The organism is Microbulbifer sp. S227A, from assembly GCF_049800935.1.
In genome coordinates this window covers 184,731-207,016 of record NZ_JBNAFZ010000007.1, presented here as the reverse complement: position 1 = coordinate 207,016, position 22,286 = coordinate 184,731, and the positions used below count along the sequence as shown (strand labels likewise).

Annotated in this window: 19 protein-coding genes and 2 tRNA genes; 13 read left to right on the top strand and 8 right to left on the bottom strand. The window is 57.9% G+C overall.

Features of this window, described 5'->3' with window-relative positions; translation table 11 throughout:
• The first annotated feature begins 149 nt into the window (after nt 1-149).
• The 5 genes from ACP15R_RS17420 (at nt 150) to ACP15R_RS17400 (ending at nt 3,667) form a co-directional block, all read left to right on the top strand.
• Nucleotides 150-1,232, top strand: coding sequence for an MBL fold metallo-hydrolase (locus tag ACP15R_RS17420; protein WP_224867818.1), 1,083 nt, complete (start codon nt 150-152; stop codon nt 1,230-1,232).
• Nucleotides 1,233-1,286: 54 nt separating this feature from the next.
• Complete coding sequence (locus ACP15R_RS17415; RefSeq protein ID WP_224867820.1) at nt 1,287-1,973, top strand: hypothetical protein; 687 nt, start codon at nt 1,287-1,289, stop codon at nt 1,971-1,973.
• A gap of 84 nt (nt 1,974-2,057) precedes the next feature.
• Nucleotides 2,058-3,191, top strand: coding sequence for an A/G-specific adenine glycosylase (gene mutY / locus ACP15R_RS17410; RefSeq protein ID WP_224867822.1), 1,134 nt, complete (start codon nt 2,058-2,060; stop codon nt 3,189-3,191).
• Nucleotides 3,192-3,199: 8 nt separating this feature from the next.
• A complete protein-coding gene (locus tag ACP15R_RS17405) occupies nt 3,200-3,481 on the top strand; it encodes an oxidative damage protection protein (protein ID WP_010133137.1) in 282 nt (93 codons plus the stop codon).
• Nucleotides 3,482-3,591: 110 nt separating this feature from the next.
• Nucleotides 3,592-3,667, top strand: a tRNA-Phe gene (locus ACP15R_RS17400).
• A 501-nt stretch (nt 3,668-4,168) separates the two neighbouring features.
• Here the strand turns inward: ACP15R_RS17400 and ACP15R_RS17395 are convergent.
• Nucleotides 4,169-4,231 (bottom strand) — tRNA-OTHER (locus ACP15R_RS17395).
• 51 nt (nt 4,232-4,282) lie between these two features.
• On the opposite strand from ACP15R_RS17395, the gene ACP15R_RS17390 reads away from it, so the two are divergent.
• Complete coding sequence (locus tag ACP15R_RS17390) at nt 4,283-4,711, top strand: DUF1810 domain-containing protein (RefSeq protein ID WP_224868664.1); 429 nt, start codon at nt 4,283-4,285, stop codon at nt 4,709-4,711.
• A 180-nt stretch (nt 4,712-4,891) separates the two neighbouring features.
• Here ACP15R_RS17390 and ACP15R_RS17385 read toward each other — a convergent pair whose 3' ends face one another.
• The 4 genes from ACP15R_RS17385 to ACP15R_RS17370 form a co-directional block, all read right to left on the bottom strand.
• Entirely contained in the window at nt 4,892-6,058 is a 1,167-nt protein-coding gene (locus tag ACP15R_RS17385) for a hypothetical protein (protein WP_224867824.1), read from the bottom strand.
• 64 nt (nt 6,059-6,122) lie between these two features.
• Nucleotides 6,123-7,019 (bottom strand): hypothetical protein, encoded by an 897-nt coding sequence (locus ACP15R_RS17380; protein WP_224867826.1) that lies wholly within the window; start codon nt 7,017-7,019, stop codon nt 6,123-6,125.
• 382 nt (nt 7,020-7,401) lie between these two features.
• The gene (locus tag ACP15R_RS17375; RefSeq protein ID WP_424987585.1) at nt 7,402-10,674 is read right to left on the bottom strand and encodes a S8 family serine peptidase; all 3,273 of its coding nucleotides are present in this window, start codon (nt 10,672-10,674) and stop codon (nt 7,402-7,404) included.
• 103 nt (nt 10,675-10,777) lie between these two features.
• On the bottom strand, nt 10,778-12,325 hold the full coding sequence (locus ACP15R_RS17370; RefSeq protein WP_224867830.1) for a tetratricopeptide repeat protein: 1,548 nt from the start codon (nt 12,323-12,325) through the stop codon (nt 10,778-10,780).
• Between the two features lie 243 nt (nt 12,326-12,568).
• On the opposite strand from ACP15R_RS17370, the gene ACP15R_RS17365 reads away from it, so the two are divergent.
• From ACP15R_RS17365 to ACP15R_RS17345, 5 genes are all read left to right on the top strand, one after another.
• Nucleotides 12,569-13,666 carry an AI-2E family transporter gene (locus ACP15R_RS17365; protein WP_224867832.1) on the top strand — a complete coding sequence of 366 codons (1,098 nt, stop codon included), beginning with the start codon at nt 12,569-12,571 and terminating at the stop codon, nt 13,664-13,666.
• A 26-nt stretch (nt 13,667-13,692) separates the two neighbouring features.
• On the top strand, nt 13,693-13,971 hold the full coding sequence (locus ACP15R_RS17360) for a hypothetical protein (RefSeq protein ID WP_424987584.1): 279 nt from the start codon (nt 13,693-13,695) through the stop codon (nt 13,969-13,971).
• A gap of 75 nt (nt 13,972-14,046) precedes the next feature.
• The gene (locus tag ACP15R_RS17355) at nt 14,047-14,790 is read left to right on the top strand and encodes a CPBP family intramembrane glutamic endopeptidase (protein ID WP_224867836.1); all 744 of its coding nucleotides are present in this window, start codon (nt 14,047-14,049) and stop codon (nt 14,788-14,790) included.
• A 4-nt stretch (nt 14,791-14,794) separates the two neighbouring features.
• On the top strand, nt 14,795-15,967 hold the full coding sequence (locus ACP15R_RS17350) for a sensor histidine kinase (RefSeq protein ID WP_224867838.1): 1,173 nt from the start codon (nt 14,795-14,797) through the stop codon (nt 15,965-15,967).
• Entirely contained in the window at nt 15,957-16,601 is a 645-nt protein-coding gene (locus ACP15R_RS17345) for a response regulator transcription factor (RefSeq protein ID WP_224867840.1), read from the top strand. The genes ACP15R_RS17350 and ACP15R_RS17345 overlap by 11 nt, the downstream gene beginning before the upstream one ends.
• Nucleotides 16,602-16,748: 147 nt before the next feature.
• Here ACP15R_RS17345 and ACP15R_RS17340 read toward each other — a convergent pair whose 3' ends face one another.
• Both ACP15R_RS17340 and ACP15R_RS17335 read right to left on the bottom strand, forming a co-directional pair.
• Nucleotides 16,749-18,797, bottom strand: a complete 2,049-nt coding sequence (locus ACP15R_RS17340; protein WP_318247429.1) for an NADPH-dependent 2,4-dienoyl-CoA reductase — start codon at nt 18,795-18,797, stop codon at nt 16,749-16,751.
• Nucleotides 18,798-18,832: 35 nt separating this feature from the next.
• Nucleotides 18,833-19,222, bottom strand: a complete 390-nt coding sequence (locus ACP15R_RS17335) for a nuclear transport factor 2 family protein (RefSeq protein ID WP_224867842.1) — start codon at nt 19,220-19,222, stop codon at nt 18,833-18,835.
• 240 nt (nt 19,223-19,462) lie between these two features.
• On the opposite strand from ACP15R_RS17335, the gene ACP15R_RS17330 reads away from it, so the two are divergent.
• On the top strand, nt 19,463-20,023 hold the full coding sequence (locus ACP15R_RS17330; protein WP_424987583.1) for a TetR/AcrR family transcriptional regulator: 561 nt from the start codon (nt 19,463-19,465) through the stop codon (nt 20,021-20,023).
• A 351-nt stretch (nt 20,024-20,374) separates the two neighbouring features.
• Nucleotides 20,375-21,130, top strand: a complete 756-nt coding sequence (locus ACP15R_RS17325; RefSeq protein ID WP_224867846.1) for an alpha/beta hydrolase — start codon at nt 20,375-20,377, stop codon at nt 21,128-21,130.
• Nucleotides 21,131-21,233: 103 nt separating this feature from the next.
• On the opposite strand, the gene ACP15R_RS17320 is transcribed toward ACP15R_RS17325, so the two are convergent.
• Nucleotides 21,234-22,286 carry a FecR family protein gene (locus ACP15R_RS17320; protein WP_224867848.1) on the bottom strand — a complete coding sequence of 351 codons (1,053 nt, stop codon included), beginning with the start codon at nt 22,284-22,286 and terminating at the stop codon, nt 21,234-21,236.

Here is a 22,286-nt window from a genome sequence, read left to right as displayed (position 1 = left end):
AAGACTTTTATTGGTTATCTTTACTTCACAACAAATAATGGCATAAAGTATGACACAAGGTAAAGCGATCGCGCAGCGGCACTGCAGCAGTGCCCGAGACGTACAAGATAGACACAAGAGACGCACAAGAGAGACACTGGAGTCGCGCTGTGAATTTGAATAGAAAAGTAACCCTCGCACTCGGAGCAGTTGCCATCGTCGCCGTGGTTTTATTCAGCCAGCGTGCACACATTGCCCCCGTGCTACTGGAGCGTGCGCTGCCGCGCATAATGGCCGCCGATGCCCTGGCCGAACTTGGCGACGGCCTGCATGTAGCCGTGTGCGGCGCCGGCAGCCCCATGGCCGACCCGCAGCGCTCCGGCCCCTGCCTGCTGGTGATGGCGGGCGACAATTTACTGATGGTGGACGCGGGCAGCGGCGGTGCCAAAACCATCGGCATGATGCGCCTGCCCATTGGCGAAATCGATGCGGTACTGCTGACCCACTTCCATTCCGACCATATCGACGGCCTCGGTGAAGTGGCCACCCTGCGCTGGGCCAGCAGCGCCAACACCAGCCCCCTGCCGGTGATTGCCCCGGAAGGCGTCGAGCCGGTGGTACAGGGTTTTAACCTGGCGTATTCACACGACGTGCAGTACCGCCACGACCACCACGGCGATACCGTGGCACCGCTGTCCGGCAAGGGCATGGTGGCGCAACCGTTTGCGGTACCGGCAGATGGCGTGGGTGAAATTGTGTGGGACCGCGACGGCCTGCGCGTCACCGCCTTCCGCGTCGAGCACGCGCCGGTGGAACCGGCCGTGGGCTACCGCTTCGACTACGCCGGCCGCAGCGTGGTTATCAGTGGCGATACGGTACAGTCCCCCAACCTCGAGCACTTCGCCAAGGGCGCAGACCTGCTGTTACACGAGGCGCTGTCGCGCAAACTGGTAGGCATCATCGAAAAGGTGGGCAAGCAAACCGGTAACGCCATCGCCGCCAAGGTGATGTATGACATTCAGGACTATCATAGCGACCCGCGCGAGGCCGCCGAGAGCGCCCGGCGCGCCGGCGTTGGCCATCTGGCCCTGTACCACCTGGTGCCGCCACTGCGGGTGCCGGCCATGGAAGCGATATTTTTGGACGGTCTCGACGAGATCTATTCCGGCCCGGTGACCGTCACCCGCGACGGCACCCTGTTCTCCCTGCCCACCGGCAGTGACGAAATCCGCCTGGTCTCCGAAGGCCTTTGAACCCCGCGGGCCGATGCTCGCTGCAAACAATAAACCGCCGTACAGGAAACCCGCATGAAAAAATGGCTCACCCGCACCGCACTGGCCCTGGTGGTGTTTTTCGCCTGGGCTTTTTGGCTGGCTTTTTTCTCTGCCCGCCCACCACTGACCATCGACCCCGCCACCCTCGCCGACGATGGCAGTACCCTCAATTACTGCGCGCTGCCGGATCTGGATAGCAGCGGCAAGATGGCCGCCGACATTCCCAAGGGCAACACCCCCGGCTGCGCCTACGAACACTTCCCGCTGCCGATCCTGACCGAGTGCACCGAGCCGCTGTCTGAAGGCGCAGACGACCTGCGCGGCTTGTGGATCGGCGTGGAAGGCGGCCACAAGGGCCATGTGGAGCGCGTCGAGCAGTGCGGCGAGCGGGTGGTAATCACTTCTGCCGGCATCATTCACGACCTGGGCCCCAACAGCACCGGCGGCCTCACCTCCAACGATACCGAGGGCTCGGTGCTGTTCACCGCTGGCGAGCGTGAATTCTGCGCCCGCAGCTCCGCCGGCACCACCTGGAACAACGGCGTACTGGAGTTCCGCGTGTTTGGCTGGGGCCCGATCGTGGTCAAACGCTACATGGACGGCGAACAGCTGGTGTGGGAATACGCCGACGGCAGCACCACCCGCATGGACCGCCTGTGCACCCTACCGGATGAACACAAACAACCCAAACCACGGGGCAAACGGATCGAACTCTTCTGACGTCCTACTCTAACGTTCTGTAGGACCTCTGGTACACTCGCTGCACCCGAGGTTCCTACTTGCCGATTCCACGGCCCCGAGAGCATGTCCACCAAGCCCATCTCCGCGAAGCCCGCAACCATCTCCCCCAGCCAGTTCCAGCGCACCCTGCTCAAGTGGTTCGACCAGCACGGCCGTCACGACCTGCCGTGGCAGCAGGACATCAACCCCTACCGGGTGTGGGTATCGGAGATCATGCTGCAGCAGACTCAGGTAGCGGCGGTTATTCCCTACTACCAGCGGTTTATGGAGTCCTTCCCCACCGTGGAAGCCCTCGCCGCCGCCAGCCAGGACCAGGTGCTGGCCCACTGGAGCGGCCTCGGCTACTACGCCCGCGCGCGCAACCTGCACAAGTGCGCGCAGACCGTGGTCAACGAACACAATGGCGAATTCCCCCGCAGCGTGGGGGCCCTCGCCGAACTGCCCGGCATCGGCCGCTCCACCGCCGGTGCCATCGCCAGTATCAGCATGGGGCTGGAAGCGGCGATTCTCGACGGCAACGTCAAACGGGTACTGGCGCGTATGCACGCGGTAGAAGGCTGGCCCGGGCAGACCGCCGTGGCCAAGGGCCTGTGGGAGATCGCCGAGCAGTACACCCCGGCCAAGCGCACCGGCGACTACACCCAGGCGATGATGGACCTGGGCGCCACCCTGTGCACCCGTTCCAAGCCCGCCTGCGAGCGCTGCCCGTTTGCCAAGCACTGCGTGGCCCACGCCCAGGGCAACCCCACCGATTACCCGGGCAAGAAGCCCAAGAAGGAAAAGCCGGTACGCCAGACTACCCTGTTGCTGATCGAGCACGATGGCGAGCTATACCTGGAACAGCGCCCGGCCAGCGGCATCTGGGGTGGCCTGTGGATACCGCCACAGCTGGAAGAGGACGACGGCGGTGAAGCCAGCGCGCAGGAATGGCTGGCGGCACAGGACCTGGACGCCAGCGAGCTGCAGGCCCTGCCACCCATGCGCCACACCTTCAGCCACTTCCACCTGGATATCCACCCGGTGTGGATAAGTCTGCCGCGCAAGCCCGATCAGGTAGCGGAAGGAGCCAGCGGCTGGTATAAACTGCGCCAGCTCGACCGGCCCCGATCCGGACAGGATCTCGGCCTGCCGGCGCCCATCGCCAAGCTGGTCAAACAATTAACGGCCATGCGCGCCCCACTATTGGCACCCTGTTAGGAGAAACCATGTCTCGCACCGTCTTCTGCCGCAAATACCAGGAAGAACTCGAAGGCCTCCCCAACCCGCCCTTCCCGGGCCCCAAGGGGCAGGACATCTACGACAACGTCTCCAAGAAAGCCTGGGGCGAGTGGATGGCCCACCAGACCATGCTGATCAACGAAAAGCGCCTCAACATGATGGAACCCTCCTCCCGCGCCTACCTGGCCGAACAGATGGGCAAATTCTTCGCCGGTGAAGACTACGACGACGCCGAAGGCTTCGTTCCCGAGCAAGACGGCGACAAGTAAGCAACCACTTACAAACCGAAAAAACTATTTATCAATCAAGGGGTTGACTCCCCCCGGAAGAGCAGGTTTAATACGCGCCTCGCTGCCGGGGACAACCCCGAAACAGCATTGCCCAGATAGCTCAGTCGGTAGAGCAGGGGATTGAAAATCCCCGTGTCGGTGGTTCGATTCCGCCTCTGGGCACCATACAAAAAAGGCCGCTCCCGAAAGGGTGCGGCCTTTTTTGTATGGTTTCGAGGGGCGGCTGAGAACCACCGCGGTTCGACTAATTGCGAAAGCAATTAGCAACGAGCGCGCCAGCGCGAAGCCCGCAGGGTCGTAATAGCCCAAAGGCTATTACGATTCTTCCGCCCAAACACCAATCCTGCTTGCCCAGCCAAACCCAAATAAAAGCTTCTTAGATTCCATCCGACTTACCGGCATAAGATTCACTCTTCCCGCCCCTTCATCCCAAACGAAGTGCACTACCAAGCTGCGCTACTTATAGAGGTTTGTAGAGGTTTGGCCATTTGGATCTCAGATCGCGGGCACTCGATATCCAGACAACCGATAATTATTGCTTTGCAGGACTCGAACCCGCAAACAAACCCTTAGAAGGCACTTACTCTACCCTCACCGAAAGCGACGGTCTTGAAAACCGTCGCGCGTAACAGCTCCTTGGGCTCGAATCCCAGCTTACAATTTGTTCGGGGCAGAGGGATTCGAACCCCCGACATCCTGCTCCCAAAGCAGGCGCGCAGCCAGTGCCCCCATAGCGGCCCACCTATACTAAAAAAATACTCAGGAAACTCTGTGCCCACGATGAACGACCCACACAACCTACAACGCTTCCTCGACACCCAAGCATCCTGCTACCCCGAAGCCCTCGCCGAAATCCACGCCGGCAACAAACACACCCACTGGATGTGGTTCATCTTCCCGCAAATCGATGGTCTCGGCCGTAGCTCCACCGCGCGCCACTACGCCATCAAAAGCCGCGATGAAGCAGAGGCCTATTTGGCCCACCCAATTCTCGGTACCCGCCTGCGCGAATGTTGTGCTGCATTGCTGGCAGTAAAAGGCCGCAGCGCCCACCAGATTTTCGGCAGCCCGGACGATATGAAACTGAAATCCAGCATGACGCTGTTTACGGTGGTGGCGGGACAGAGGAGTGAATTTATGCAGGTGCTTCAGCGTTACTACTGTGGGGAGCTGGATACGGTAACGCTAGAGTTGCTGTGCGGTGATTAGCACCAAAAGGCCTGCGTCGCTTTTTAATGGCTTAATAAAAAACCGCACCTCGGCTATTCCGAAAAGCATGCTTTACATCTACTGAATGAATTCAGCTTCGAGTGGCAAAATCTACCGCATGTTTCTCATGCCGAGCTTGTCACATTCCAGAACCGGCGACTTTCGATCACGAAACGCCACTCAAACGCCCGCGGTCCAGTTCTGGTTACCTTTGCCAAGTGTATTTTGGCAAATAGCCTTGAGGCTCCGGGCATGACCGCTGATATCGTTACAAGCACTCTTCCCCAGAATATAGCAACCTACCCCAGCTGCGATCATACCCCCAGGGCCAGTCGCCTGTACGGCCAGGCTGAGACCTTTCGCAAGGGTATCGAATCCTGCTGCTCCAACAAAACCGCCAACGCCGATTTTGGTTATAAGCGGCAAAAACCTCTCTGAGTGCGCACCATTGGTTTCTCTATCCCATAAATCATTCGTATTTCGGTTGATACCGGCAAGATCAATTCCAACTTGAGAACACAGCGCTTCTAACTCATTGCTGGCGGTATCCGCACCCCGAGGATTGGAAAAATAGACAACCTGCCGAGCCCGTACTTTTCCGTCATTCTCTGCATTGTGTAGCTTTGGGGCTGATTTTAGTATCTTCATGGCACGGACAAAGGTACCAGCCCCTTCACCATGCGCTAACCAGTGCACACGAGCCTTTTGCCCCATAGCCTGTTGCATCAGGGAAGCTAGCTGATTACTTTGTCGGTCACTTCGGTAACCGCCGTTTTGCCAATAAAGAGAATAGTGTTTATTCGCTCTATCGATATCGTGGCCTCGCAGTTCACCTGAGTAGGCGTTGCGAATGTGGTCTACTAATTTGCCCCCGGCCTGCTCTTTACTATCAAATTTCCCGGCGACGGCAGCGTAATGAGCCTCTTTCCAGCGATGCTTTAGTTGCATCGCAGTTTTCGGAGAATCCTGCGTTTCCCACCCATCCAATCCGTGATCACCGGAAAATTTTACTTGATAGAGTCCACTCGACTGCTGACCACTTGGCAACTGGTGTTTTTCATCGACTTCTAATTGAAGAAGGGTAACGTCACCATGCTCATCAATTAGGTAATGAACGGCAAAGCCCGGCTGAATAAGCTTTGCTGGTTTTCCTGTACGCCCACCAGCGCATGAGTTAAGGCTATAAACTGCACGCAAAATTGAAGCCAAATAGTAGTTACGCTCATGGGATTTTTTAATTACATCCCAGTCAGCAAAGTGATCTGAGTACACATAAATATTTCGGCTACTATTAGGATTGGCGAACTGAGGAATTAGAATCTTCCGTGATCCAACGGATGGGCTCATAACGTATTCCTTGTTATGTATCTATTACCAAATAAATTTGTACTGCCTTAAATCAGAGCTCGATTTATGGGGAAAATTGCGGTGGCGGGCTGCCGGATTCAATGATCACAATATTTGACTCGCCCTTGTGGTACTTCCCATTACGCCATTTTGGGTATTTCCAATTAATAGGTTTACGACTTTCACTGGCACGAGAACCTGGCCACTTAAGCTGAGCTTCTGCCAGCTGATTTTTTGCAGTAGACCCGAGTTCCAGCTGTACAGAATTGAGAACCAAATCTCGTAATTTATTCATATTCGCTAGTGAATCTTTAGCAGGGCCATAGCCAAAGTATCGAAATGCAACCCCCAAGCTATATCGATGCTCCAATGGCAGTAACAGTGTGCAGCTGTGAGAGGCCTGCTCAAAGGCCTCTGGTTCTTGCGTGCGATGGGCGAAATCTCGGTGGCGCTCGAAGTAAAATCCTGTGGCGCCAGACATTTGGCACAGGCGTGTGTTAAAGGGGCCTTTAGTTCTAGGTAAATCGGGGCTAGTCGGGCCGCCAGCGCCAAAATAGAGACTATGTGCAATCAACTGCTCAAAATGGGAAGGATTGAAACAACTCATCTCCTCCGGCATCGCGTCTTCACGAGTAATTCCAATGCCGAATGCGATATAACCGTAGGGACGCGATCGCCAAGAAGGACCGTAGAACTCCCAGTGTCGGTTAGCCACTCCGCCCTTATAGCGGGCATTACCACTCCTCTGCCACTCCGGGGATTCTTCATCCGTATAGAAGTTATCCGGATCATGTAGATCAATTTTCTTCGGCGGCGGCTTCCGGCGGAAGCCTTCGGAGTCGCTATGCGGGGGGAGCAGCATCGTCAGCCGACTTCCGGAAATGTCGATTTCCACTTTTTCCCGCTGATTGAGTCCAGGGACATAGGGCTTTTTGCGCGAAGCAAATAGGCGTTTAAGCATGAGATGAAAATTTCTGGTGCAGAGTTTTTAATATTTGTAACTGTACGCTATTCAGTAGCGCGTTCAAAGAAACACAAATTACTTTTGATTACAGTATTTTAAATGGAACGGCTGTTCTATTTATTTTTTGGGGAAGACGGCACGAAAAGGAAATTACAAAGAAAAGCTTACAGCTACGCGAAGCAAACCGCAGAAAACCATATCGATTACTGCACTCATGTTAATGCGTTTTTACCGCTCATCACCGCCGGGGTATCGAGCACGCTTCCATGCTCGATACCTGCGGTAAGCGGCACCGCTAGGCGCGGTCACCATGATAGTACTTCGGTACTGTCACGATCACCGCTTTGTTGGTTACGGTACCGCAATTAGGTACAACCGATCAGTAAAATTCCAGTGACCAGGAATCGAGGTAACCCTGGTCTGCGGAAAACAGGTCGATCACCTGTAACTGCCAGTCGCCGGCCGATTCTTCATTACCCACATTCACCTGGTAGGTTTCCAGGATGTCGTCGGCGCCGTCGAAGCCGGTCTCCTTCAGTATATGAGTACTCCCTGATGGCGAAATCAGGCGCAGTTCGATATCGCCCCGGTAGGGGTGTTTGATATCCACGGCGACGGACACCAGGCCGGTTGGGCCTTCGCGGTCAACGCTGATCACACTGGTGATACCGCTGGGGTCGCCATCGGGAATGTTCATGTCGGTGCCGTTGATGTAAAAGGCCGGGTTTTCACCACCGCTCACCCCGTTGTGGGTGGCCACTACACTGGCGTCGACAAATGCGTAGTAACCCACAACCCACACGTGCCACTGGCCCGGCTGGGTGTTGTCTTCGCTAATGCTTTCGGCACTGCCAAACAATACGGACTTGGCGTCGTAGTCGTATTTACCCGGTGCGGAGCCGAACTTCACATACAGGTCGACATCGCCGGTACCGCCAAAGGTCTCGAAGGTGACGTTGGTGGCATTGGCGGGCACCTCAAAGGTGAAGCGGAAGCCCTCGCCCGCGGCGCCGCTCATACCGCCAACGGCCACGCCATTCTCCAGGGTGTTGCCTACGGGGGGTGCCGTGGCTTCGACGGTAACCGATTGCGTGGCACTGCTGCTGGCGCCGTCGTTATCGGTGACGGTGAGGGTCACGCTGTAGGTGCCGGCGGCCGTGTAGGTGTGGCTGGGGTTTTGTGCGGCGGAAGTTGCGCCGTCGCCAAACTGCCACTGCCAGCCGGTTACCGTGCCATCGCTATCGCTACTTTCGTTGCTGAAGCTGGCGCTCAGGCCGGTTACCAGGAAGTCGAACGCGGCGGTGGGCGCCTGGTTTACTGGCGGCGGCGCGTCGCTCACGGTGACGGTCTGGGTGCTGCTATCGGTGGCACCCGCATCGTCGGTAACGGTGAGGGTCACGCTGTAGTCGCCGGCACTGGCATAGGTATGCGCGGGGTTTTGCGCGGTGCTGGCTGCGCCGTCACCAAAGTCCCACTGCCAGCCGGTGATGGTCCCATCTACGTCTTGGCTCTGATCGATAAACGTGACCGACAACGCATCAACGCTCTGGCCAAACGCGGCACTGGGCGCGATGTTTGCAGGTGGGCCGCCATTGCCATCGAAGCTGGCCGCCAGTGTTACACCATCGTAGGCGGAGTAGGTGCGCAGCATGATGTACCAGGTGTCGGCGGCGGGTGCGGCGACTTCCACGACTTCTTCATTGCCGTTGCGGTAGGGGCGGTAGTCCCACACGTCGAAGCTGGCTTTAGCGCCCACTTTTACGTAAAGGTCAACGTCGCCAGAACCACCGGTGGTGAGGATGCGCAGGTTGCTGGCGCCGGCCGGTACGTCAATTTTGTAGTGGCGCTCTTCGCCGTAGGTGGTGCTTACCAGGCCGCTCAGCGGGGTGCCGTTATCCAGTACGTAAGCGTCGTCACCGGGCGGGGGTGGCGGTTCCACGTTGAGGCTACAGTCGGCGTTGATGGCGTCGACCGCCGCTTTGGCTTTGACCAGGCCGTAACCAAAGCCATTGTCGCGGCCGGCGGCACCGAGGTCTTCGGCGGTGGCGGCGAGCGCGGAGCGAATGACGTCGGCACCACAGCTCTGGTGGTGGCTCCATACCAGTGCGGCCACACCGACCACATGCGGGGTGGCCATAGAGGTGCCACTGAGCTCACCGTAGTTGCTCTGGCCAATAGACAGCTCTGCGGTTTCACCCAGCTGCTGCAGTAAGCCGGCACCTGCGGTGTCGGAGACGCCTACGGAGATGATCTGCGTGGGGGTTCCACTGATGGTGCCAGCCAGCGGGCCCGCCTCGTTGTTGTAGATGATGGCACCCACGGCGCCGCCCGCTTCACAGTTCTGGATTTTGCTGGCAAAGGTCGAACCACCGCGCTGGATGAGGCAGACGGCATCGGTCACGCCGGTACACACGGCATCGGCGAGGCCGCAGTCAACCAGGTTGCCGCTGGCGAGGCCACTGGCGGAACCGTCCATGGCGAGTGCGTCGTAGCCGGTGCTGCCCACCGACAGTGCGGTGGAGTAGCCTGTGCCCATGGGCATGGTGGAGCGCACCGCGACACCGGGGCCGGCCAGTTCTACCTGGTCATTTTGCTGGGAGAAGCTGGCCAGGTTTTTGTTGGCATCGATCGCCGCCACAGAAACGACGGCGGGGTAGGATGCGGGGTACGAATAGGCGGTATTGCCATCGTTACCGGCAGCGGCAATTGGCAATACACCGGCATCGTAGGCGGCCTGGAAGGCATCGGCTTCCGTCTGTACATAGGTGTTTGCGCCCAGGCTCATATTGATCACCGCGGCCCCGGCGGTAACACAGTTGTCCATGGCATTGATCAACGAGGACGAATAAGCCCAGCCCTCTGCATTGAATACCTTGACGATGTGCAGGCGCAGTTTGCCATTTGGCAGCACGCCCACCACACCGCGGTCATTGTTGACCGCTGCAATGGTGCCACCCACGTGGGTGCCGTGGCCGTTCTCATCGGTGAACCAGTCACCGGCACCGCCCGGGTCGCTGTCACCGGTGACGTTGTTGGCCGATAGGTCTTCGTGGGCGTATTCAAACCCGGAATCGATAATACAGGCGGTCAGGTTGGTGGCACCGGCGTCACTCAGCAGGTGCGCTTCCACCATTTCGATACCGAACGGGGTGGATTGCGACAGCATGTAACGCTTTTCGTCCACTTCAATGCGCTTGATATTGGGATTGCCCTTCAGCTCGCGCAGCTCCTGCGCGGACAGTATGGCCGCCATGGCATTACGCTGCGGCAGGTCTTGCTTGACCCGCACGCCAGCCGCGCGCAGCTGGCCGCGATTCTCGATGCGCTGCAGCGGGCCCGCGCCATCCAACTGCGCACGTTTTTGCGCGAAGGAGGGTGGCCCCTTGCGCGCCTCTGCACGCTTCGGATTACTTCCGTCATGGAATTTAATGATGTAACGCTCGGCCTCGCTCGGTGCGTCGGCGGCGAGTGTCACTGTGGGTGCCAGTAGTGTTGGCAGCATGGCGGCAATCGCCAACACCCGCGTTAGCCCCGCGCCGGTTTTCCGGCCGATATTATTTTTAATGGTCATTTCTTCACCTGTTGGTTGAAAAAAGGCGGTGGCTTTGAGGCCTTCCGCGCAGCGTTTTTCACTGCAGGTTTTTTCTACCATGGTGGCCGTCAGCGGTTGGCTACAGGGTGGTGAGCCGTTGGTGACGTTTTGGTGACAGGGCTAAATTTTGTGATGGGGTAGCGATTGCGCGCGGAATAAACACTTACATCATGCGCTCGCGCACACGCGCTTGCATCTGGGCAACCTTGGCTTCCAGCGCTTGTTGCAGACGGACGAATTCCGGTAATGCACGCGCCTCGGCAAAGGCCGGGTCCTGTGAGACCTGTTGGTAATCGACCCAGCCCGCTTGCTGCGCGCGCAGCAGCCAACCGTGGGCCAGGGTGAAATCTTTTTCAATCGCATAACACGTGGCGATATCGACATAATTTCCCGGCCACTCATCCCCTTCGGCGATCAGCGCTTCCGCTATTTCGCGCGCCTGCTGCAGGGCTGCCTGTGCGTTTTCCTTGTTGCCTTGCATCCAGAGAATTTGGCCAGCCCTCAGCAGTGCGTAGTGCGCCGCTTTACCGGCCTGTGCATTGGGGGCGGCCTGGCGGTAAAACGCCAGTGCCTGGTCGTAGTCCCCGCGATGGAGCGCAATATCCCCCGCCGCTGTCACGATATTGGAATGGTCTGGCGCGAGGGCAAGCGCCGCGGTAATGATCTCGTTGGCACCGGCGATGTCACCATTGCGCATCAGAAAATAGGCGAGCGAATGGTATAAGGGGGGGTAATCCGGACGCAGGTTGCGCGCTTTGGCGTACCACTCCCGCGCCTGCTCAAACATGCCGAGGCCCTTGAAGGTTTCGGCCACATGCAGATAAACAATGGCGTTGTTGGCATCGAGGCGCAGTGCGCGCAGGTTCCACTGCATGGCGCGATCAAGCTGCCCGAGTTCCTGCCAATGGAAGGCCGTATTACTGATGGCGGCCAGGTTATTTGGGTCAATTTCGAGGGTGTGCGCATAGGCATCAATGGCCCGGCGGAACCACCCTTTCATGGAGTAGGCGTGCCCCAGGGCCTTGTGACCGCCGCCCTCATCCGGGGCCATGGCAATGGCCGTTTGCGCCGACGCAATGGCACTATCCAGCTCACCGAGCATCGCCTGCGCATCACTCAGGGCCGCCCAGGCGCGGGCAAACTCTGGATCTAGGGCGATGGCTTTCTGGAATTGTGTGACCGCGATGCGGGCATCTTTTTCACGGTAGCGCTGATAGTAATCCACGCCGCTCAGATACAGACGATAGGCTTCGGCGGAGGCGGTGAATGACTGGACGTGGTCACTGCGCGCGGGCGTCCACAGTGCAAGCTGCCAGACGCCCCCAGTGGCGAGCGCTATGGCGAGCATACCGACTACCAGGTAACGGCGGGGCCAGCGCGTATCTGCGGTGACGGCCAGCGGCTCACAATCCAGCCGATAGCCACGGCCGCGCACCGATTTGATGTAGCTGCCGGCGGGCGCACCGAGTGCTTCTCGCAACCGCTTTACGGCCTGCTTCACGCTCTGGTCGGTGACCACTTTGCCCGGCCAGATGGCATCAATCAGCGCCTGCTGGGTAACGGTATCCGGCCAAGCATCCACCAGCACACGCAATACCTGCATACTCTGGTTGGTCAGAGGAACAGGTTGGCCACCACACTCCGCCTGCCACTTGCCGAAATCGACCCTGAAATCACCAATTTGCAGTTTATTACTATTATTTTCCCGCAAAACCGCCCCCCGGCTCCTTTAGAGCCTCTTTCGCTCGAATAGCCCCAATATGAGGGGGCAGACACCATGCTCTAGGATACTGGGCGCATTCCCGGAGCGAAAGGATCCTCCCTTATTGGCGTATTGCAGGCCAATTTGCGCCACCCCCCACTGCTATAATTCCTAGCCGATAAGAGCCCGCGGAGGGCAGCCGGGTGACAGAAACCGGGCCTGCCGCCTCACGGAACAGAGGGACTCTGGCTCATGGAAACGCCCGACAACAATCTACCTGGCAACCAGCAACCCGAACCCCTGTCACTGGTCGATCTTGTGATACGGCTGGCGCTGGCCGCTTTGTTAATGTGGCTGGCGGCGCATGCGTTTGCGCCCTTTCTGATGATGATGGTGTGGGCGGTGGTACTGGCGGTTTCCCTGCACCCGCTGAATCAGAAACTGGCAGCGCGGCTTGGCACCTCCAATGGCCGCGCCGCGACGCTATTGGTGCTGTTGATGCTGATACTGCTGGGTGTGCCAACGGTACTGCTGGGTATGGCATTCATTGACCATGTGATTGGCTTTCACGACAGCCTGTCCGAGGGACGGCAGGTGATCCCGCCTCCACCGAAAGCGGTTGAGGACTGGCCGTTAATAGGCCAACAGATTTACGCCGCCTGGCAGACCGCCTCGACCAATTTCACGCGCTTTGCCGAGCACTACCATGACCAGTTGCTGGCGCTGTCACGCGATGCAGTGGCCAAGCTGGGCAGTACGCTTGTCACGCTGCTGGCCTTTACCGCCGCGTTTATCGTGGCCGGTATTTTGCTGGCCCACGCCACTCCCGACCGCACCACAGCACGGCAGATTTTCTCGCGCGTGTGTGGGCCCGAGCACGGCCCGCAAATGCTGGAGCTGTCGGTGGCGACGGTGCGCTCGGTGTCTTCCGGCGTGATTGGGGTGGCCTTTATTCAGGCGCTGCTGCTGGGGATTGGCTTTCTGCTGTGCGGGGTGCCCGGCGCGGGCCTGCTGGCGGTGATGGCCCTGATTCTGGGGATTGCGCAGATCCCGGCAATTCTGGTGGTCATCCCGGTGCTGGTGTGGCTGTGGTCGCAATCCGATGCTTCCACCCTGGCCAGCGTAGTGTTCACCGTGTACCTGGTGTTGGCGGGCCTGGCAGATAATGTGCTCAAGCCCCTGCTGCTCGGGCGCGGGGTGGCGGTACCCATGCCGGTGATTTTGCTCGGCGCCATCGGCGGGATGATCAGCGCCGGGCTAACCGGCCTGTTTGTGGGCGCGGTGATTCTTGCCCTGGGTTATCAGGTACTGAAGGTGTGGGTGCGTGGCGGCCAAAGCGCATCCCGCTGACAGCGCGGCGCTGCTGTCGGGTGGCAGTGAGTACCGCGCTGGCATTGTGTTATGGCTTTGACCTGGGCATTCCCTACCTGTCACCGATTTTTGCCGTGCTGCTGGCCATTGGGCTCACGGTGATCCCCGCAGCCGGTATTCTCAGCCCGGCACGGGCGGGCGCCATCGTGGAAGCCATGGTGTTTGGCATGGCGGTGGAGTTGCGGTTCTTTACTGGCTGGGTGTTGCTGGTGAGCTTGCTGGAGCGCATTTCGCGCAGTAAAGAAATAGCCTGTAAAGATAGCTTCGGATATATGGTCATATGACCCGCGGCACTTACCAATGTGACTTTCGCTCCGTTAGCGTGAATCCTAAATTCACGGCTCAAAGAACAGTCCATTATGCAGCTGCTACATACACAAAAGCGCACCTTTATTTACCTGGCCTCCACACTGGTCGTCATCACCCTGGCAACGCAACTTGGAGCAAGACTCAATATAATCCCGGTCGTTTTGCTGGGGGTTATCAGCCCCTTGCTGCTGGCCATCGGCTTCAGCCTGCATGAGAAAGGTTCCCGGGGACTGAAAGATCTCTTCGGGCACCCGCAGGGATTCCGCTTCAGTTCGTTAGCATTGGGCCTGGCACTGCTGCTGCCGTTTACCCTGATGATAATCAGCATCGTGCTGGATCGGGGAGAATGGGTGTTGCCCGACTTCAGCCTGATGCCGGGGAAACTACCCTTACTACTGATACTGATGACGGGCGAAGAGTACGGTTGGCGGCGCTACGCGTTTGCCAGATTGTGCAAAAGCACCCGCTTTATGCCCGCCGCGCTGATCGTAACCGCGGTATGGCTGCTGTGGCACTACCCCGGGTATCTCATTGGCATGGGCACCCCGGAGCAAATGCCGTTCTGGCTGTTTGGGTTAATGCTGGTGCCCGCCAGCATTCTTATTTGCTTCCTGTATCGCTGGACCAAAAACATCTATCTGGTAATCCTGGCCCACGTGTCTTCCAACATGGCATTCAACACCCTGCCATTCCTCCCAGAGGTTACCGGCGATAGCACGGCATTTACAATCTACACAGGACTAGTATGGTTGATTGCATTGCCCCTGATACTCAACAAAAAATTCTGGACCTGAAGGCATGTCCGACACGCAGCAAACACTCTCTCAATGGGTGTTGTTCACCATCGCTGGCTTCACTCTGGGAGGCAGCTACTTTGTAGTGCAGGGTATTACCGTGTCTGGTCAGTGGTGGCTGCTGCTCCCCCTGCTTCTGTTTATTGGCCTCGCCCTGCTCCTGGCAACACGGAAAGTGAGGCGGGGCGCTCAGGCTATCCTGGCTACGCTGTTCCTGCTTTGTACCCTGATTATTCTGAGCATGCCTCAGCATGCGGCCATGCTCTATGTGGTGATCTGTCTCCTCGCCATAGAAATTCTCCCCAGAAAAACAGCGCTCGGCTGGGTCGCCACCTGCGTCGTGGCGGTATTTTTCAGTGAACTGCTCCTTTCAGCAGAACGCATTGATCTACAGGATGCGTTTGTGAACAGCTTGCTGACTCTCTTCTTGAGTGGCTTTGCCTTCCAGAGGATTGAGGCGGAGAAAGGGCGAAGTGAAACACGACGCCTGCTGTATGAGCTTGAGCAGAAGAATCATCAGCTCGCACTCCATGCCATCGAATTGGATCAGCAATCGAGATTGGAAGAGCGGCAGCGGCTGTCGCGTGAGCTGCACGACACCCTGGGACATAAATTAACGACGTCCATCGTTCAACTTGAAGTTGCCGAGCGGCTCAGCGGGCAGGATCCGTCCAGGGTAGCGGCGATTATTTCTACACTGCGCGGCCTGTTGAGCGAAGGCCTGGAGGAAACCCGCAACATCGTCCAATTGCTGGATCAGGATGCGACGGCTGACAAGCCGCTGACAGAGCTCATCGCCACACTGGTGAATAACTTTGAGGCGGCGACTGGGTTGTCAGTGTCCATACAGATTCGCTGTCATGACAGCCAGATACCTGCACCCATCAAGCAACATGTTTTCCGGATTATTCAGGAGTCGCTCACAAATATCAGTCGCCACGCTGGTGCGTCTCAGGCGAGCATTTCACTCGTGCAAAATGGCAACCTTAGGCTCCAGGTGGAAGACAATGGCTCGCAACTGGACAACCACCAGGGTAAACCGTTGCCCCCAATAAAATCTATTGAAAGCCGGGTAGCGGAGCTGCAGGGCACGCTGGCGTTTCAGCGCGAAGGCGCACTTACAAAGCTGTTGATTAAGATTCCTCTCGGAGTAGCAGGAGAAGAACATGCCCATTAAGGTTCTACTGGTGGACGACCAGCAGCTGATGCGTGATGGCATAAGAATGCTACTGGAGCTTGAGGATGGGATCGAGCTGGTAGCTGAGGCAAGCAATGGTGAAGAGGCTGTAGCCGCTTACACCAGATACACACCCGATCTCGTATTGATGGATATCGAAATGCCACGCATGAATGGTATTGAGGCCACCAAGCAGATTAAAGCGCTCAACCCGCAGGCGCGAATTATCATCCTGACCACATTTGGACAGGCAGACTACTTGCGTAATGGCTTGCTCGCAGGGGCTCAGGGCTTTTTACTCAAAGCGGTTTCCGGGGCGGAATTGGCGGAGAGCATTCGCAAGGTGTACCGGGGGGAGTCCGCACTTGACGGGCAGTCAACAGAACTACTGCTGGATAGTTACCGTGCACTTTCCGAAGCAAAAAATTCCCAGAAGAAAACATTGCTGTCCACTCGTGAAGTGCAGATTCTGGAGCTAGTTGCCCTGCAATATAGCAACCGCGACATAGCTGTTAAGCTGCAGCTCGCCGAAGGTACGGTGAAAAATTACATCAGCCAGGTTTTGGAAAAGCTGTATGTCCGCGACCGTAACCAAGCTGTGCGGGTTGCGCAGGAAAAGGGGCTGTTGGAATAATCGAGCAGGAAAAAACGGTCGCAATACCCACCGCTATCTCATCAGACTGATTGTGTCGCGCCAAGAAAGACCGTAGCGTGTAGGGAAGCTTCCGACCGACCCACCCACGAGAGGCAGGTAACGGCCGGAGGTAGCCGAGGATCCCGCTTAAATCGTCGCAGCCAGACGCATACCCTGATCAATCGCCCGCTTGGCATCCAGCTCGGCCGCTTCATCCGCGCCGCCAATCAGGTGATACGGTTTGTTCAGGCCATCCAGCAACGCACGCGCAGGCTCCTGACCGGCACACAGGATCACGTTATCCACATCCAGTACTTTGGTTTCTTCGCCGACCTTGATGTGCAGGCCTTCGTCATCGATCTTCACGTATTCACAACCCGGGATCATGTTCACCCCTTTGTTGGCGAGGCCGGTGCGGTGGATCCAGCCGGTGGTTTTACCCAGGCCGCCGCCGACTTTGCTGACCTTGCGCTGCAGCAGGAACACTTCACGCGGTGACGCGGGGACTTCAGCCTGCACGCCTTCGATACCACCGCGCGCCTGCAGGGTCATATCCACACCCCATTCGCGCATAAACGCGGGGATATTCTGGCTGGTGGCTTCGCCGGCATGGGTCAGGTATTCGGATACGTCGAAGCCGATACCACCTGCGCCGATGACCGCGACTTTTTTGCCCACCGGCTTTTTGTCTCTCAGCACGTCCAGGTAACCGAGCACTTTTTCGTGCTCGACACCGGGGATCGGCGGTACGCGCGGGGTAATACCGGTGGCCAGGATCACTTCATCAAAGTCACTGTTGTTCAGCTGCTCGGCGGTTACCGGAGAATTCAGTTTGAGGGTAACACCGGTGGTTTCGATACGGCGCTGGAAGTAGCGCAGGGTCTCGTAGAATTCTTCCTTGCCCGGGATCTGTTTGGCGATGTTGAACTGGCCACCGATCTCGCTGGCGGCATCAAACAGGGTGACATCGTGGCCACATTCTGCGGCAGACGTGGCGAAGGCGAGGCCCGCGGGGCCGGCGCCGATGACCGCAAGTTTTTTCACGTTGCTGGTGGGCAGCAGGTTCAGCTCGGTCTCGTGACAGGCACGCGGGTTAACCAGGCAGCTGGTCATCTTCATGCTGAATACATGATCCAGACAGGCCTGGTTACAGCCGATGCAGGTGTTGATTTCGTCGGCGCGGTTTTCCGCGGCCTTGTTGACGAAGTCGGCATCGGCGAGGAACGGACGCGCCATGGAAACCATGTCGGCATCGCCGCGCTGCAAAACTTCTTCGGCCACTTCTGGGGTGTTGATGCGGTTGGAGGTAATTACCGGCACGGACAGTTCCTCGCGGAACTTGGCGGTAACCCAGGTAAACGCGGCGCGCGGCACCTTGGTGGCAATGGTGGGGATGCGCGCTTCGTGCCAGCCGATACCGGTATTGATAATGGTGGCACCGGCTTTTTCGATAGCTTTACCCAGGGTGACGATTTCTTGGTAATCGCTACCGCCCTCGACCAGGTCGAGCATGGACAGGCGGTAGATAATAATAAAGTCTTCACCTACCGCTTCGCGCACGCGGCGCACCACTTCTACCGGCAGGCGCATGCGGTTTTCGTAGCTGCCGCCCCAGTCGTCGTCGCGCTGGTTGGTGCGCGCGGCGAGGAACTGGTTAAGGAAGTAACCCTCGGAACCCATGATTTCCACACCGTCGTAACCGCTCTCTTTGGCGAGTACGGAAGTGCGCACGAAGTCCTCGATCTGCTGTTCGATTTCGTCTTCGGTGGCAGCCTTGGGCATAAACGGATTGATCGGTGCCTGGATGGCAGACGGCGCTATCGGGTTTTCATTAAATGCGTAACGACCGGTGTGCAGGATCTGCATACAGATCTTGCCGCCTTCTTTGTGCACCGCGTCGGTAATAATGCGATGGTCTGCGCAGTCCTCTTCACTCCACAGCATCTTGGTGTGCTCGTGGGTAGCGGCACGTTTGTTGGGGCCAAAGCCGCCGGTAACAATCAGGCCAACACCACCGCGGGCGCGCTCGGCAAAAAACGCGGCCATACGCTTGTGGCCATCGGGCGCTTCTTCGAGGCCGGTGTGCATGGAGCCCATGAGTACGCGGTTGCGCAGGGTGGTAAAGCCCAGGTCGAGGGGCTCGAGCATTTTCGGGTAGGGATTGCTCTCGGAAGGACTGGTAGCAGAATTGCTCATCACGTTTTACCTAAATCTGTTTGTCTGTTTGCGTATCAGGCGAAGCCGGCGGCCACGACACGTGCGTTCATTTCATCGAATACTTTCTGCAGGCCGTTCAGCGGCCGCACCATCACTTCAAAGTGAATAATCTGGCCGTTGTCATCCCAGCGGATCAGGTCGATACCTTTGATGCTTTTGTCTTCCACGGTGGCGGAGAATTCCAGCGCCATCTCGTTGCCGTCTACCCACTGGCGGTGGTATTCGAAGCCCTGAAAAATATCGATCACATTCATCAGGATGAACTGGGCTACGTCGCGCCCGTGCTTCGGCTTCCACACGGTGGGGGAATGGAACTCGACGTTTTCCGCCAGCAGTTGGCGCAGCAGCGCCTGATCCCGCTGGAATACCACCTGGTGCCATTGCGCTAAACGTGCGTCGCTCATCACCTATCTCCCTTTTGGGTTCTCGGAGTTCTGTTGTATTTATTCTGACTGGCCAGCCTATTGGTCGGCTGCCCATTCTTGACACTGTCAAAATGCGTATCGCTACCATATGTCGCGGTTTTGACAGTGTCAAGATGGCCTGATAGATTGCGCAGCATGACCACATCTTCCACCCGCACTACATCTAGTACCTCAAGCCGCTCTGGCAGTTACCACCATGGGGACCTCCGCCAGACTCTGGTGAGCGAGGCTGTGCGCATCATTCGGGAAGAGGGTGAGAAGGCGCTGTCCATGCGCAAGCTGGCGCTGAATATCGGTGTGTCGCGCACCGCGTCTTACCACTACTTTGCGGACAAGCAGGCGCTACTGTGTGCCATCGCCGAGGAGGGGTTCCGGCGCTACAACGCCATGCTGTCGGAGGTACACCAGAACGGTCAGCGCCCCCCCAGTGCCGAGAGCATGCGCGACTTTGTACGCGGCTATGTGCAGTTTGCGACCGAGCAGACGGAGTACTATGACCTGATGTTCGGTGGGCACATTTGGGAGTCCGGCACGTCCACAGACTCCCTGCGCAAAGAATCCCACAACAGCTTCCGCAACTATGTGAATAATGTGCGCACCTGGAAGGAAAAGAGACTGATTTCACACAAGGTGGACGCGCTGCGTTTTTCCCAGGTGAGCTGGAGCACCCTGCACGGAATCAGCCGGTTGATTATCGACGGTATCTACGCGGACTCTGCGGCGATCGAGCCCATCTGCCAGAACGCGGCGGAGATGTTCTGGCGCGAGCTGGCGCCCTGAGCAGAAACCGACAAGCGCCCTCCCGCCGAACCCTCGGCGATCCCCTGTGACTGGCGCGAAACGGTCGGCATTACGCCGGCTCTCACGACTAACCTGCGGCATACACCCCATTCAAAGTGTCTATTACCGCCTAAAAATCGGTTGCTTGCAGCGCCATCAGGCAATTGCAGCCGCCACTGGTTGTTTCAGACAACTCTCCCGAGATATAAAGATTTAGCTCTAATGATATAAGTTTATATTGTTATGTTGTTATGACTTATATGCGTCTTCTCACTGCGCTCGCACTTAGGTAATGAGGCCCAGTCGAGATCTGGAGCAACCCACTCGCAGCATATAATTTCGGGAAACACCATGAAAAAACTCGCACCTCTTGGCATCGCTCTGTCGATGCTCCTCACCCTTCTCCTGCCGCAGGCCAGTGTCGCACAGGGTTATCCAGCCATGGCGAACGACGACGCCCTCGATGCGCTGGAGTCCAATCTGGTAATGACTGTCACCGAGACGCCGCAGTTCATCCGCTTCGATAATAATTTCATTACCCAGGACGTGGGCTTGCTGATCCAGCCGGGTGGCGATGTAGACCCACGCGCCTACGCCCGTATCGCACGCAAAATCGCCGCCAACGGCTACCCGGTGGTCATCGATAATTCGCCAAGCACACTGGTTATCGCCGGCCTGATGCCTTCAATGGTGCCGGTCATCAAGGCCGCCAACCCGGATATTGCGAACTGGGCACTGGCCGGGCACTCCCTGGGCGGGGTGATTGCCGCCAAATATATTGCGGAAAATCCGCAGGATTTCTCCATTAAGGGACTGGCACTGTGGGCGAGTTTCCCGGATCCGGAAAACCCCATCTCCTACCGTACCGATCTGGTGGTAGCGTCAATTTACGGCGAACTCGACTGCCTTGTACCACCCCAGACCGTGCAATCCCTGAGCTGGACCCTGCCTTACAATGCCAGCTTCCATCAGATAGATGGTGCCAACCACGCCCAGTGGGGTGACTATGGCGACCAGGAAGGCGACTGCGCCGCTGACATCACCACCACCCAGCAAAAAATTCGCGGAAAGCGCGCGACCATTGAGCTGGTACTGGAAAAGATATAATCGCTCAATGCACTACAGCGCAGAGGAAGCGATTCCCGCGCTGTACGGGCAATAAAAAACCCGGGGACACCCCGGGTTTTTTTCGCGAACGGCCTGGCAGGCTTCAGTGCTCTACCGTGCCGGGCCAGATCACCACGCGCCCATCGGGCTCTTTGAACACACGCACCGGCAATGACTGCTCCAGCATGGCCACCAGGGTATCCGCCTGGTCGGCAGTAAAGGCGGTGGTCACCCGCAGATTTTCCAGTTCGCGGGTGCCGATGATGATGCGGTCTTGGCGATAACGATTGGCATCGGCAACGATTTCCGACAGCGGCGCGTCGCGGTAGCTGAACTTGCCCTGGCGCCAGCTGGCGACGGTAGTGGCATCGACCTGGCTGACCGGGCTGATCGCACGCTCGTCGACCTTGACCTGTTGGCCGGCAGTCAGACGCACCTTGTTTGCCGAATCGCCTTTATCCACATCCTCAGTCGCAACGGTGTTTTTGCGGGCGACATCGACGATGCCCTCTTCCACGGTGACCTTCACCGCAGGATTGAGTTTGCTGCCGGTACGCACATCGAAGCGAGTACCCACAACGCGCACTTCTGCACCCTGTGCAGTCACCTGAAATGGCCGCGCGGAATCCTTAGCCACATTAAAAAATGCCTGACCGCGCAACAGCTTAATACGGCGACTGTCTTCGCTGAATTCCGCTTCCAGCGCCGAGTCACCCCCAAGCGTTACGCGGGTCCCATCTTCCAGGGTCACGTTGCGTACCTGCGCCAGCTCGGAAGCATAGGACTGGGCGGCCGGCTCGCCTTGCCAGGGTGCCAGATAGGCAATACCCACCGCCAGCATTAGCGTGCAGGCGAACGCAAGGCCGTTTAGCGGGCTCACGCCAAGATAACTGCGCAGTGTTTCCATCAGTGCAGACAGGCCGCTCGGCTGACGCAAACGCGCGCCCTCTTCGCTCGCCGCGAGTGCGGCGAGGGTCTGATCGATCTGTTGCAGTTGCTGATAAGCGCTGCGGTGTTGCGGCTGTTCCATCCAGTGCGCAAACGCTACCTGTTCGGAGCCGTCCAGTGCGCGCTCGCCCTGCAACAGAAACCATTCCCGGGCTTCCGCTTCTATTTGCCGGATATCGGTCTGCGGCTGACTGTTCCCAGTCGACAT